Origin of the sequence: Caballeronia catudaia, from assembly GCF_001544755.2 — a bacterium.
GTDB lineage: Bacteria > Pseudomonadota > Gammaproteobacteria > Burkholderiales > Burkholderiaceae > Caballeronia > Caballeronia catudaia.
The window spans coordinates 315,537-328,435 of record NZ_FCOF02000001.1 but is presented as its reverse complement, the minus strand read 5'-3'; the positions used below and the strand labels follow the sequence as shown (position 1 = coordinate 328,435).

At 64.8% G+C, this 12,899-nt stretch carries 13 protein-coding genes; 2 read left to right on the top strand and 11 right to left on the bottom strand.

Features of this window, described 5'->3' with window-relative positions:
* Positions 1-105: 105 nt before the first annotated feature.
* Both AWB75_RS01550 and AWB75_RS01545 read left to right on the top strand, forming a co-directional pair.
* Positions 106-750 carry a thiol:disulfide interchange protein DsbA/DsbL gene (locus AWB75_RS01550; RefSeq protein WP_061122299.1) on the top strand — a complete coding sequence of 215 codons (645 nt, stop codon included), beginning with the start codon at positions 106-108 and terminating at the stop codon, positions 748-750.
* Positions 751-780: 30 nt separating this feature from the next.
* A complete protein-coding gene (locus tag AWB75_RS01545; protein WP_061122298.1) occupies positions 781-1,554 on the top strand; it encodes an SDR family oxidoreductase in 774 nt (257 codons plus the stop codon).
* Positions 1,555-1,614: 60 nt separating this feature from the next.
* Here AWB75_RS01545 and AWB75_RS01540 read toward each other — a convergent pair whose 3' ends face one another.
* From AWB75_RS01540 to AWB75_RS01490, 11 genes are all read right to left on the bottom strand, one after another.
* On the bottom strand, positions 1,615-2,937 hold the full coding sequence (locus AWB75_RS01540) for a DUF3443 domain-containing protein (protein ID WP_061122297.1): 1,323 nt from the start codon (positions 2,935-2,937) through the stop codon (positions 1,615-1,617).
* An 18-nt stretch (positions 2,938-2,955) separates the two neighbouring features.
* Positions 2,956-3,480: a DUF2844 domain-containing protein gene (locus tag AWB75_RS01535; RefSeq protein ID WP_061122296.1), complete on the bottom strand. Its 525-nt coding sequence runs from the start codon at positions 3,478-3,480 to the stop codon at positions 2,956-2,958.
* A 253-nt stretch (positions 3,481-3,733) separates the two neighbouring features.
* A complete protein-coding gene (cheZ, locus tag AWB75_RS01530) occupies positions 3,734-4,453 on the bottom strand; it encodes a protein phosphatase CheZ (RefSeq protein ID WP_061122295.1) in 720 nt (239 codons plus the stop codon).
* 2 nt (positions 4,454-4,455) lie between these two features.
* A complete protein-coding gene (cheY, locus tag AWB75_RS01525) occupies positions 4,456-4,851 on the bottom strand; it encodes a chemotaxis response regulator CheY (protein WP_061122445.1) in 396 nt (131 codons plus the stop codon).
* A gap of 51 nt (positions 4,852-4,902) precedes the next feature.
* A complete protein-coding gene (locus AWB75_RS01520) occupies positions 4,903-5,994 on the bottom strand; it encodes a protein-glutamate methylesterase/protein-glutamine glutaminase (RefSeq protein WP_061122294.1) in 1,092 nt (363 codons plus the stop codon).
* On the bottom strand, positions 5,991-6,722 hold the full coding sequence (gene cheD / locus AWB75_RS01515) for a chemoreceptor glutamine deamidase CheD (protein WP_061122293.1): 732 nt from the start codon (positions 6,720-6,722) through the stop codon (positions 5,991-5,993). The genes AWB75_RS01520 and cheD overlap by 4 nt, the downstream gene beginning before the upstream one ends.
* Positions 6,719-7,642: a CheR family methyltransferase gene (locus AWB75_RS01510; RefSeq protein WP_061122444.1), complete on the bottom strand. Its 924-nt coding sequence runs from the start codon at positions 7,640-7,642 to the stop codon at positions 6,719-6,721. The genes cheD and AWB75_RS01510 overlap by 4 nt, the downstream gene beginning before the upstream one ends.
* Positions 7,643-7,739: 97 nt before the next feature.
* On the bottom strand, positions 7,740-9,569 hold the full coding sequence (locus tag AWB75_RS01505) for a methyl-accepting chemotaxis protein (RefSeq protein WP_061122292.1): 1,830 nt from the start codon (positions 9,567-9,569) through the stop codon (positions 7,740-7,742).
* A gap of 28 nt (positions 9,570-9,597) precedes the next feature.
* Positions 9,598-10,116: a chemotaxis protein CheW gene (gene cheW, locus AWB75_RS01500; protein ID WP_061122291.1), complete on the bottom strand. Its 519-nt coding sequence runs from the start codon at positions 10,114-10,116 to the stop codon at positions 9,598-9,600.
* A gap of 17 nt (positions 10,117-10,133) precedes the next feature.
* A complete protein-coding gene (gene cheA, locus AWB75_RS01495) occupies positions 10,134-12,422 on the bottom strand; it encodes a chemotaxis protein CheA (protein WP_061122290.1) in 2,289 nt (762 codons plus the stop codon).
* A gap of 49 nt (positions 12,423-12,471) precedes the next feature.
* Entirely contained in the window at positions 12,472-12,849 is a 378-nt protein-coding gene (locus tag AWB75_RS01490) for a response regulator (protein ID WP_053567327.1), read from the bottom strand.
* Between the last annotated feature and the right edge of the window lie 50 nt (positions 12,850-12,899).

Sequence of the window (12,899 nt, the reverse complement as noted above, 5' to 3'; positions counted from 1 at the left end):
AAGCGCGGGCGCATCCACGGTTTTTTAAGCGTGGCTTAAGCGTCGTATGTCCCACTTATGGGCCTGTTTTCGCACCGTCGCTCCCATTGCGTACCGTCATCCATCATGAAAAAACTGTTTAGCGCGTTGGCTCTTTCCCTTGGCATCGCAGCCGCTTCCGTGACCCTCGCGAGTTCGGCAATGGCCGCCCCCGCCGCGGGCAAGGACTACACGGTGCTGCAGGCCGCGCAGCCGGCCGGTGCGCCCGCGGGCAAGGTCGAGGTCCTCGAGTTCTTCTGGTACGGCTGCCCGCACTGCAACGAGTTCGAGCCGTACCTCGAGGCATGGGCGAAGAAGCAAGGGCCGGACGTCGTGTTCAAGCGCGTGCCGGTGGCGTTCCGCGACGACTTCATTCCGCACTCGAAGATGTATCACGCGCTCGACGCGCTCGGCGTCGCGGAGAAAGTCACGCCGGCCGTCTTCAACGAGATTCACGTCAAGAAGAACTATCTGCTGACGCCGCAGGCGCAGGCGGACTTCCTCAAGACGCAGGGCGTCGATCCGAAGAAGTACATGGACGCCTATAACTCGTTCTCGACGCAAAGCGCCGTGCAACGCGACGCCAAGCTGATGCAGGACTACAAGATCGACGGCGTGCCGACCGTGGTCGTGCAGGGCAAGTATGAAACCGGTCCGGCGATGACCAACAGCCTGCCGGGCACGACGCAGGTAATGGACTTCCTCGTTCAGCAAGCCCGCGACAAGAAGTAATACCCGAGTCACAACCCTTCCCGCGCCGGCATGAATGCAGTTCGCCTGAAGGTCTTCATCACCGGCGCATCGAGCGGCATCGGCCTCGCACTGGCCGAGGAATACGTGAAGCGCGGGGCCGTGCTCGGCCTCGTCGCCCGCCGTGCCGACGCCCTCGCCGCCTTCGCGGCTCGCCATCCGCAAAGCTCCATTTCGATCTATCCCGCCGACGTGCGCGACGCCGATGCGCTCGCCGATGCCGCGCGCCGCTTCATCGCCGAACATGGCGCGGCGGATATCGTCATCGCGAACGCGGGCATGAGCCGCGGCGCGCTGACGGGCCACGGCGATCTCGACACCTTTCGCATGGTCATGGACGTGAACTACTTCGGCATGGTCGCGACGTTCGAGCCCTTCGTCGAGTCGATGACGGCCGCTCGGCGCGGCACGCTCGTCGGCATTGCGAGCGTCGCGGGCGTGCGCGGGCTGCCGGGCGGCGGTGCCTACAGCGCGTCGAAATCGGCGGTGGCGAAGTATCTGGAAGCGCTGCGCGTCGAGATGCGGCCGCTGGGCGTTTCCGTCGTCACGATCGCGCCGGGCTACGTGCGCTCGGAGATGACCGCGCACAATCCGTATCGGATGCCGTTTCTCATGGACGCCGACCGCTTCGCCGCGAAAACCGCCGACGCCATCGCGCGCAAGGTCCGCTACGCGACGTTTCCGTGGCAGATGCGCATAGCGGGAATGCTGATGCACGTGCTGCCGCGCTGGGTCTACGACGCGCTCGCCGAGCGCGCGCCGCGCAAGCCGCGCGCGAACGAATGACGCGAAAAACCGGCTGCGCGAAAACGCAGCCGGTTTGTCTTTGCGGGACCGCGTGACCGGTCAGAACGCTACATACGCCGGACTGTTCGGCAATTCGAAACCGACATACACGTGCCGCCCGAAGAAGAACGGCAAGCCGAAGTCGAAGAAGTTCGACATGCCCAATTGCCCCCCGAGACTGTTGAAGGCGAAATTGCCGCCGCCTTGCGTCAGCGTGCGCGCGCTGACCAGTTGGAACGGCACGTTCGCGCTGTTGCCTTCGGTGCCGCGGATCGTCGCCGATAGCGACTGCTCCGAGCTCGGGCAATAGAAAGCGCTCGTATTCGAGCACAGCGGGAAGCTGTCCTGGAAGAAGTTGCCGTTCGATCCCGAGTCGAAGAACGTCTTGTACGTCTGCCCCTTGTAGGTCCCGGTCAGGTCACCATAGGGATCAGTGCCGTACTTGGTCACGCCGCTGATCCCGTTGTTGCTCTGCGTGCCGATGCCGAAGATCAGCACCCCGGCCGCGCTCGCCGCGCCGCCATCCGGAACCGGCGGCAACTGCACGATCACGCCGTTGTTGTTGACCGCGAACTTCGTGACGGGATTGGCGACCTGCTGCGCGAGCGGCACCGTGACGCCTGTGCAGTTCACGCCGTTGGTACAGGAGAAGTACATCGCGTTGAGCGCCGTGCTCACGCAGCCGCTGCCGCAGTCGACCGTCTGCGGGCCGACGCCGAGAATGCCGTTCGCGCCAATGTCCGCGACATTGTTTTCGTCGTTGCCGGACGGGCAGCCGTTGCTCCCCGTCGGCGCCGCCGATGCGTTCAGGTCGCCGATGATCTGGATCGGCACGGCCGATGCCACTTCGGTTCCGATCTTCACGTCGGCCGTGCGCACGGTGCCCCACGTGTAGCCGTCGGCGAAGCCCGCGCATTCGGCAAGCTGGCCGCCGTTCGACGCGCGCGAGTTGGGCAGACTGCCGAGCACGGACTGCGCCGCCGATCCGAGAATGCGCAGGCCGAACGACGCCGTATCGACCTGAATGTTGTCGATGGTCTGACACACAGACGAGCCCGGCGCGCACACCGTCACCGACACGTTCGGAATGTTGACGAAGCCCGCAACGCCGGAGTTGACGTTGATCGGCACCGCGTTCGTGCCGTTGGGCTGAATCGGCTGCGCGTTCGCGGTGCTGGTGGTCGAACTGCCGCCGCCCGAACCGCCGCCGGAACCGCCGCCCGAGCCGCCCGAGCCGCCCGACGAGCCGCCGGAACTGGAGCTGCTGTCGCCGCCACCGCCGCAAGCGGCGAGCATGACCGAGAGGCAAAGCACGCCGAGCCAGCGGGCGAAGCCGCCGCGTCGCTGGAAAGAGGCGGGAAGGCCGAGTGTCTTGCTATGCATACTGAAGTCTCCCGTCGCTTACTGGATATCGCTGGCGGACACGCCGGCCGGCAACGATTGCGGCAGATACGCGTGGCCCGCGAACGCGCCCATGTGACCGCCCGAATCCACGACGAGCCCCGAATCCTGCACGCTCACCGGCCCGCGCCCGCCGCGCGCGGTGCGCTGCGCCTTCAGGCCCTGTTGATACTGCGGGAAGTAGCTGCCGAGCAGGCCAGCGAGATCCGGGACGCGCGGCCCATGCCACGCGATGCCGAACACGGTGCCCTCTGCGGACAAATATTCGTTGACGACGGTGCCGCTCGCGAGGGTCGTCGAGCGCACGGTGTAGTTCGATGCCGATGCCGCCGATGCGTTCGACGCACCGCTTGCGACGGCCGCACGCGCGACGGCTTTCGCGGACGTGGCGCCTTGCGGCGCGCTCATCGGCTCGCCGCCGAGCACCGCGTACGCGGGTGCCGCGGCGCACACGCTCAATGCGCCGGCGACGATTGCCAGCGCGCTTGCGAGATGCCCATGACGGGATTGCTTCGGTGCCTTCACTGGGCCTCCTGTCGGTTACCGGCCGGCCGCGCGCCCTCTGCTTGCGGCCGGCTCTTGACGATTGCGTGGCTGATGCGCCACCGCTTTTCGCACTGCTCGTTGAGGCGCGAATACTATCTAGTATGCCAGCCGCACGGAATAACCCTAACGTTCGCAAGCGCACATAGGAAAAAACGCGAAGCGCAATGGTATGCGCTTCGCGTTCCCTTGTAACGCTGAGTACGTCGAAATGACCTTGATTTGCAAATAAGTGTCAGAAGCCGAGACTTGCGAGCAAATCATCCACTTGCGATTGATCCTGCACGACATCGCTGCGTCCTTCGGGATTGATTTGCGGACCGTTGAGCAGGCTATCCGGACTGCCGCTCGCCACCGCCGACGACATCAACGCCGCCGCCGATGCCGCGAACTGCTCGCGGCGCTCCGGCGCGATGTTCTCGAGCAACACGCCGAGCAATTGCTGTTCGATCAGATACACGACGTCCGTGATCTTCTTGATCACCTGACCGGTCAGATCCTGAAAGTCCTGTGCGAGCATGATTTCAAGCAATTGCGCATTGGTCGCCTGAGTCCGCTCCGGCACACTTTGCAGGAACGTCCTCGTTTCAGCAAGCAGCGCGCCCGCTTCGCCCTGTGCGAGCGGCGCGTCGTACCATTTGGCCCAGCGCGCGTCGAGCGCCTGCGCGTCGGTCTGCATCGCTTCCTGCATCGGCTTGGCGAGCTCGATCGCGTTCAACGCGCGTTCGGCGGCCTGCTCCGTCATCGTCGCGACATATTTCAAACGGTCGCGCGCGTCGGGCACGGCTTGCGCCGCGGCTTCGACCTGCTTGTCGAGGCCGAGTTCGCGCATCGAGTCGCGCAGCGTGCGCGTCAACTGGCCGATGCGCGCGAGGATGCGGTCGCTCGACGGATCGCCCTCGGCTTCGGCGACGGCAGCGACCGCCGCTGCGAGTTCAGTGGTCAGATCGTTCAAGATCAGCTCCCGGCTTTGGCCAACTTCTCGAGAATCTTGGTGAGTTTCTCGTCGAGAGTGGCGGCCGTGAAGGGCTTCACCACGTAACCGTTCGCGCCCGCTTGCGCCGCCGCGATGATGTTTTCCTTCTTCGACTCCGCCGTCACCATCAGCACCGGCAGATGCGCGAGCGCCGCGTCCGCGCGAATCTGCTGCAGCATCGAGAGGCCGTCGAGGTTCGGCATGTTCCAGTCGGTGATCACGAAGTCGAAGCCGCCTCCGCGCAGGCGCGCGAGGCCGGCCGCGCCGTCTTCGGCTTCGTCGACGTTGCCGTAGCCCAGCTCCTTCAGCAGGTTGCGCACGATACGGCGCATCGTCGGAAAATCGTCGACGACGAGGATCTTCATGTTCTTGTCCATCATTACTCCCTTGGTTCTCAATGCGGCGACGCCGCGAATTCAATCCAAAAATCAGACGCGCTGAACGCGTTCGCCCATCGAGGCAAGCCGCGCCATCACGCGCCGGCTCATTTCAGAGAGCGGCGCGATCTCGCTTGCGCCGCCCATTGCAATTGCTTCGCGCGGCATGCCGAACACCACGCAACTCGCTTCGTCCTGCGCGAGCGTGTAAGCACCCGCCTGCTGCATGTCCAGTAGACCGGCGGCGCCGTCGCGGCCCATGCCGGTCAGAATCACGCCGATCGCGTTCTTGCCCGCGTGCTGCGCCGCCGAGCGGAACAGCACGTCCACCGAAGGCCGATGCCGGTTCACCGGCGGCGCGTCGGAAAGATGCGCGACATAGTTCGCGCCGCTACGCGCGAGCACCAGATGCGCGTGGCCCGGCGCGATATACGCATGGCCCGGCAGCACGCGCTCGCCGTGCTCCGCTTCCTTTACCGTGATGCGGCACAAGCCGTTCAAACGCTGCGCGAACGACTTCGTGAAGCCCGGCGGCATGTGCTGCGCGATCAGCACCGCGGGCGCGTCGGGCGGCAGCGGCACGAGCACTTCGCGGATCGCTTCCGTGCCGCCCGTCGATGCGCCGACGATCACGAGCTTTTCCGTCGACACGAGCGGGTTGTTGAAGTGCGGCGCGGGCTTGTGGGCCGCCGCGTGCGTCTGCGCCGGCGCCGCATGACTGGTCTGCCTGACGCGCGCACGCGACGCCGCGCGGATCTTGTCGGCGAGCTTTTCGGCGTAATCGAGCATGCCGTCGCGAATGCCGACCTTCGGCTTCGTGACGAAATCGACCGCGCCGAGTTCGAGCGCGCGCAGCGTGATTTCGTTGCCGCGCTCGGTCAGCGACGACACCATGACGACCGGCATCGGCCGCAGGCGCATCAGCTTTTCGAGGAAGTCGAGGCCGTCCATGCGCGGCATTTCGACGTCGAGCGTGAGCACGTCGGGGTTGTGCTGCTTGATCAGCTCACGCGCGACGAGCGGATCGGGCGCGGTCGCGCACACGTGCATGTCGGGCTGCGAGTTGATGATTTCGGTCATCAGACTGCGCACGAGCGCGGAGTCGTCGACGCACAAAACCTTGATCTTTTGCGCTGTGTTCATGCTTCCTCCGCCGTCTTCAGGCGCGACGTGAACAATTCCGCGCGCGGGCGCTTGACGTTCGCTGCATTCGTATTCGTCGAAAACAACTCCACGCGCGGCCTGGCATTCGACTGAAACAGCTCGACGCGCGCACGCGCTTTCGCGAGCCGCTCCGCGCGCTCTTCCGGCGTGCGCTGCACGAGCGCCTGCTCGCGCTCGACGACGATCGGGTCATGCGCGGTCTTGAGCTTCTTGACCATCACCTGTCCGGAGCGCGGCATGAACGCGACCTTGCGCGGATGCGCGCCCTGCAAGTCCTCGGCGACGATGCGAATCTTTTCCAGCGCGAGATAGCGCCGCACGAATTCAGAATTGCGATCGCCGATGTTGATGGTCGTCATGCCCGCGAGCACCGCGCCGCCGCCGAACACCTTCGCTTCGAAACGCTCACGCCGCCCGCCCCGCTTGATGAGCTCGTTGATGAGCACTTCCATCGCGTACGCGCCGTAGCGCATCGAATCGGAAGCGGCGAGCGACGCGTCGGAGCCGTCGTCGGGCAGCATGAAATGATTCATGCCGCCGATGCCCGCCGTGCGATCGTGGATGCACGCCGCCACGCACGAGCCGAGCACGGTGACGAGCACCATGTCTTCGCTCGTCATGTAGAACTCGTTCGGCAAGAGCTTCACGCCCTGCTTCTTGAAGTGATTGTCGAAATACAGGTTCGACGCCATCGGCAGCGCGCTCATGCCGGTTCTCCGGCGAGCACGCGCTTGCCGCCGCTCGTGACCTTCATGTCGCGCGCGAGTTCGTACACCGTCTGGCCGCGCAGCCTGAATGCCTGCGATACATACGTGAAGTTTTCCGAGTGACCCGCGAACAGGAGCGCGCCCGGCTTCATCAGCGGCTCGAAGCGCGAGAGCACCTGTCCTTGCGTCGGCTTGTCGAAATAGATCATCACGTTGCGGCAGAAGATCACGTCGAACGGGCCTTTCACCTCGTAGCGCGCGTCGGTCAGGTTCACGCGGCCGAAGTTCACCATCGCGCGCAATTCGGGGCGCACTTTCACGAGGCCCGCGTGCGAGCCCGTGCCCTTCAGGAAGAAGCGCTTCAGACGTTCGATCGGCAGCGCCTTTACCTGATCGAGCGAATACACGCCCGCCTCGGCCTTCGCGAGCACCTGGCTGTCGATATCGCTCGCGAACACCGTGCACTGACGCGCGGCGTGATCGCCGAGCGCTTCGACGAGCGTCATCGCGATGGAATACGGTTCCTCGCCGGTGGACGCCGCCGAGCACCACACCGAGAACGGCTGCTGCCTGCGCTTCACGAAGTCCGCGAGAATCGGAAAGTGATGCGACTCGCGGAAGAACGCCGTGAGATTCGTGGTCAGCGCGTTGACGAACGCTTCCCATTCGGCGTTGTCGTCGTTGGTTTCGAGGCGGTCGAGATACTGCTTGAACGTGTCGATGCCGCAGGCGCGCAGACGTCGCGCGAGGCGGCTATACGCCATGTCGCGTTTATGGTCCGACAGCGAGATGCCCGCGCGCCGATGAATCAGCTCGCGAATGCGGGCGAAATCCGCCGCCGTGAATTCGAAATCGCGCTCGACTTCCGGACCGCGTACGCCGCCGGCCAGTTCGATGCGCACGTTGCGCGTTGCCGTCATGATGTTCCGTGCTTCCTTGGCGTGTTCGTCGCGCGCGCGCCTCGCGATTGATTGGATGACCATGCGCACTCGCATGGCCCTCTCGTGTCAGACAGTGTCAGAAGGTTTCCCAGTCGCCGTCGTCGGCGGTCGCCGCCTTGGCGCGCGATGCGGGTGCGGGCTTCGCGACGCGCGGCGCGGGCTTCGCGGCGCTGACGGGCTTGACCACTTCCTTCTCTTTGATAACGGCCGCTTCCGGCGCAACTTTCGCGTTCTCGACGGCCTTCGTGTGCTTTTCGGCTTTCGTCGCGACGACAGACGACGAAGGCTCGACACGCGCAGCCTGCGAAAGACGCGCCGCCGCCGTTGCGCTCGAAGCGCGCACCGGCGCGGCGCTTTCAATGCGCCATTGCGCGACGACGTCCTTCAGTTGACGCGTCTGCTCTTCGAGCGATGCCGCAGTCGCAGCCGCCTCTTCGACGAGCGCGGCGTTCTGCTGCGTGACGCTGTCCATCTGCGTGACGGCGCGGTTCACCTGCTCGATGCCATCGGACTGCTCTTCCGACGCCGCGCTGATTTCGCCCATGATGTCGGTCACGCGGCGCACCGCCTGCACGATCTCGCCCATCGTCTGACCGGCGCGCGCGACGAGTTCCGTGCCGCTGTCGACCTTCGCTGCCGAATCGCCGATCAGCGTCTTGATTTCCTTCGCCGCCGCCGCGCTGCGTTGCGCGAGCGAGCGCACTTCGCCCGCCACGACCGCGAAGCCCCGTCCTTCCTCGCCGGCGCGCGCCGCTTCCACGGCCGCGTTCAACGCGAGAATGTTGGTCTGGAACGCGATGCCTTCGATCACGCCGATGATGTCGACGACCTTGTTCGAGCTCGACGCGATCGCGTGCATCGTCTCGACGACCTGCTCGACGACTTCACCGCCGCGCGACGCGATATCCGACGCGTTCACCGCGAGCTGGCTCGCCTGGCGCGCGTTGTCGGCGTTCTGCTTCACCGTGCTCGTGAGCTCTTCCATGCTCGACGCCGTCTCCTGCAGCGACGCCGCCTGCTCTTCCGTGCGCTGCGACAGATCCGTGTTGCCGCTCGCGATCTCATGCGCGCCGACATCGATGGATTCCGAGCCGCGGCGCACCGCGCCGACCATCGCGGTCAGATTGCCGCGCATGCGTTCGATGCCCGCGAACAGACGCCCGATTTCGTTCTTGCTGTCCGTTTGCGCGGATTGCGAGAGATCGCCGCGCGAGATGCGATCGAAGTGATCGACGGCTTCGTTGATCGGCTTCACGATCAGGCTCGAAAGCGCCATGCGCGAGCCGATCAGCATCAGCACCGCGAGCGCGAGCACCGCGCCGATCGTCATGTTGAGCGCCGCGATGTGCGACGCCGTGCTCGCGCGCGAACCTTCCGCATGCGCCTGATGCGCGGCGACGGCGGCGGTCACGGCCCGATCGAAATTCACGAACATCGGGCTGATCTTCGTGTCGGCGATCGCGTGGTACGCGGCCATGTCGTTCGCGCGAATGGCGGCGAACTCCGGCTCCACGCCGGTCTTCACGAGCGTCTCGCGTTGCGTGACGAGCGCGTCGAGCGTGTCCTTCGGCAGCGTCGGCTTGGGCGTGTCGAGATAGAGCTTCCAGTTCTCGTTGCTCTTGTCGAGCAGATACTGGCCGCGATCGATCGACTTCTTCGCTTCTTCCACATTGCCCGCTTCGGCGAGCGAGCGCACGCGGTCCAGCGTGACGCGCGAGCGCAGCAGATACGACGACGTTTCCGAGAGCGCGCGCATCGCGACCAGGTCTTCCTGCGCGAGCGAGGTGAGCGACGCACCGGCGGCGTTCAGCCCGACCAGCGCAAGCACGCCGATCAGCGCCGCGAAGCCGGTGAACAACAGGCCGACGAGCGTGAGCGTCGTGCGGATCGACAACTTCTTCAGCATGGCTATTTCCTGCTTTCCAGATTGCGTTTTATGCGGCGACGGTGTCGATCAATTCCATCTCGCGGCTCGTCATGAGCTTCTCGATGTCCATCAGAATCAGCATGCGGCCGTCCACGGTGCCGAGGCCCGTCAGATATTCGGTCGCGAGCGTGCCGCCGAATTCCGGCGCGGGCATCACTTGCTCCTGCGTGAGCGTGAGCACGTCGGAGACGCCGTCCACGACCATGCCGACCACGCGATGCGCGACGTTCAGGATGATCACGACCGTCTGGTTGTCGTACTCGACGCGGCCGAGATTGAACTTGATACGCATATCGACGATCGGCACGATGATGCCGCGCAGATTGATCACGCCCTTGATGAACCCCGGCGCATTCGCGATGCGTGTAACGTTGTCATAGCCGCGAATCTCTTGCACTTTCAGGATGTCGATGCCGTATTCCTCGGCGCCGAGCGTGAACACGAGAAACTCCTGTCCCGCGGCCTCGGCGTGTTGTGCGTCACGTCGCGAAGGCGCAGCGGTGAGAATCGATTGAACGTCTGCCATGAAAGACTCCTTCGGTATTAATGGGTGTGCGCGCCGTGCTGTGCGCGCGAATCGCGATTGAGCGCGGCCACGTCGACGATCAGCGCGACGCGGCCGTCGCCCAGGATGGTCGCGGCGGAAATGCCGTGCACCTTGCGGTAATTCGTTTCGAGGTTCTTCACGACGACTTGCTGCTGGCCGACGAGCTCGTCGATCAGCATCGCGAAGCGGCGGCCCTCCGTCTGCATGATCGTGACGATGCCTTGGGTCGGCTCGGTGCGCGCGCCAACGACCTCGAACACGCGATGCAGCGCGACCAGCGGCAGATATTCGCCGCGCACGCGCACCACGCGCTCGCCGTTGGCGACCGTGTAGATGTCTTCGGCGACCGGTTGCAGCGACTCCATCACGAAGTTGAGCGGCAGAATGAAGATCTCGTCGCCGACCTTCACGGACATGCCGTCGAGAATCGCGAGCGTGAGCGGCAACACGATCTTCGTCGTCGTGCCCGCGCCCTGCCGCGACATGATTTCGACGTGACCGCCCATCGACTGGATGTTGCGCTTCACGACATCCATGCCGACGCCGCGTCCGGAGATATCCGTGACCTGTTCGGCGGTCGAGAAGCCCGGCATGAAGATGAGCTGCCAGACTTCTTCGTCGCTCATCGAGTCGCTGACCTGCATGCCCTGCTTCTGCGCCTTCGCGAGAATCTTGTCGCGGCGCAGTCCGGCGCCGTCGTCGCTCACTTCGATGACGATATTGCCGCCGTGATGCGCCGCCGACAGCACGAGCTGCCCGGTCGCGGGCTTGCCCGCCGCGCGGCGCGCTTCCACGGTTTCGATGCCATGATCGAGCGAGTTGCGCACGAGGTGCGTGAGCGGATCGATGATGCGTTCGATCAGGCTCTTGTCGAGCTCGGTCGCCTGACCGAACGTGACGAGCTCCACTTCCTTGCCGAGCTTGCCGGCAATGTCGCGCACGAGGCGCGGGAAGCGGCTGAATACGTAATCCATCGGCATCATGCGGATGGACATGACGGCCTCTTGCAGGTCGCGCGCGTTGCGTTCGAGCTGCGCCATGCCGTTGAAAAGACGGTCGTGCAGCGCGGGATCGAAGGTGCTCGTGGTTTCCGCGAGCATCGCCTGCGTGATGACGAGTTCGCCCACCAGATTGATGAGCTGATCGACCTTTTCCACGCCGACGCGGATCGAACTGCCTTCCGCCGATGCGGCCGCTTGCGGGCGCGCTTTCTTCTCGGCGTCACTGCTTGCGGTTTTGGACGGCTGGGCGACGGTCGGGTCTTTCAAACCGGCCGCCGCCACTGCCGTTTCTTCTTTTACTTCATTTCCGATCGCGGATGCAGGCGCCACCGCCCGCGATTGCTTCGGTTCCTCGTGTAGCGTGGGTTGCATCGCAGGCGCGGCCGACGTCATTGCGACATGAGCCGGCTGCGCTTCGATGGCTGGCGCCGATGCATCGCCACGGCCGATCGCGATCTGCTTCTCATCGATCACGAAACAGCACACGGCGACGATATCGTCGGCCGGGACGTCCGAGTCGAGCCAAACCACGTACTCGGCGTCCGTCTTCTTCTCTCCGACGATGCTTCCCAGATTGCCCAGCTCCTCGGTCAGAGTCGCCAGGTCCTTCTCGCCCACCCCCCGTAGCGTAATTTTCAGGTGGGGTCCAACGTCCGCCACCGGCGCGCCGGTGTGCCCCGGCGTCGCGGCGGTGGCGGTTCCTGCATTCGTTGCATCGGCGAGCTCGAACGCGCCGTCCCAGTTGCCGTCGTCTTCGATGACGTCCATCGCCTGCGAGAGCACGTGCGCGGGCGGCGCGTTCGGGCCTTCGTATGCCGGCGCGACATTCGCGGTCTTCGCTTCGTGTTGCGTGCCCGGCAGGGAAGGCGGCTCGACCTGGCCCGCGCCCGCGGCGTTCTCGTTCTTCAAACGCTCGAGCTTCGCGCAGATCGCGGCGGCCGCGGCCGCATCCGGCTCGGCGCTCGCGCGATACGCGGCAAGCTGATCCGAGAGCACGTCCTTCGTCGCGAGGAACGTGTCGATCATGTCGCGGCGCAGGACGAGCTCGTTGTTGCGCGCGCGGTCCAGCAGGGATTCGAGGATGTGCGTGGTTTCTGTGAGCGCGGCAAAGCCGAACGTCGCCGCGCCGCCCTTGATCGAGTGCGCCGCGCGGAAGATGGCCGCGAGGTCCTCAGGATCGGGATTCGCGATATCCAGGACGAGCAGCAGTTGCTCCATTTGCGCGAGCAGCTCATCGGCTTCATCGAAGAAGGTTTGATAGAACTGGGTAATGTCGAGTGTCATGCTTGAGTCACCATCGGCGCGTGGGCGCTAGTTGTCTTTTGACTTCAGTTCAGTGCTGCGTGTCTTCGGAGAGCGCGGCGACCAGCTCCGTCAACAGGTCCGGGTCGAGCGGCTTTTCGATCCAGCCCGTCGCGCCCGCCGAGCGCGCCGCGTCCTTGAACGGTTCGCCGCCCTCGGTCGTGAGGACCAGGATCGGCGTCGCCTTGTACGCGTGATTCGCGCGCAGCGCCACGATCAGATCGAGCCCGCTTCTGCCCGGCATGTGCTGATCGGTCAGAACCAGATCGAAGCGCTCCGCGAGCGCCCACTCCAGGCCTTCTTCGCCGTCGGACGCGACGGTCACTTCATAACCCGCCGTCGCCAGCGTCGCCGAGAGGATTTGCCGCATGGCGGCCGAATCGTCGATTGCCAGAATGTGTTTGATCATGTTTGTCTCTTGCCGTGATGACGGTCGAAACGTGTCGAGTCTTGAGCGTT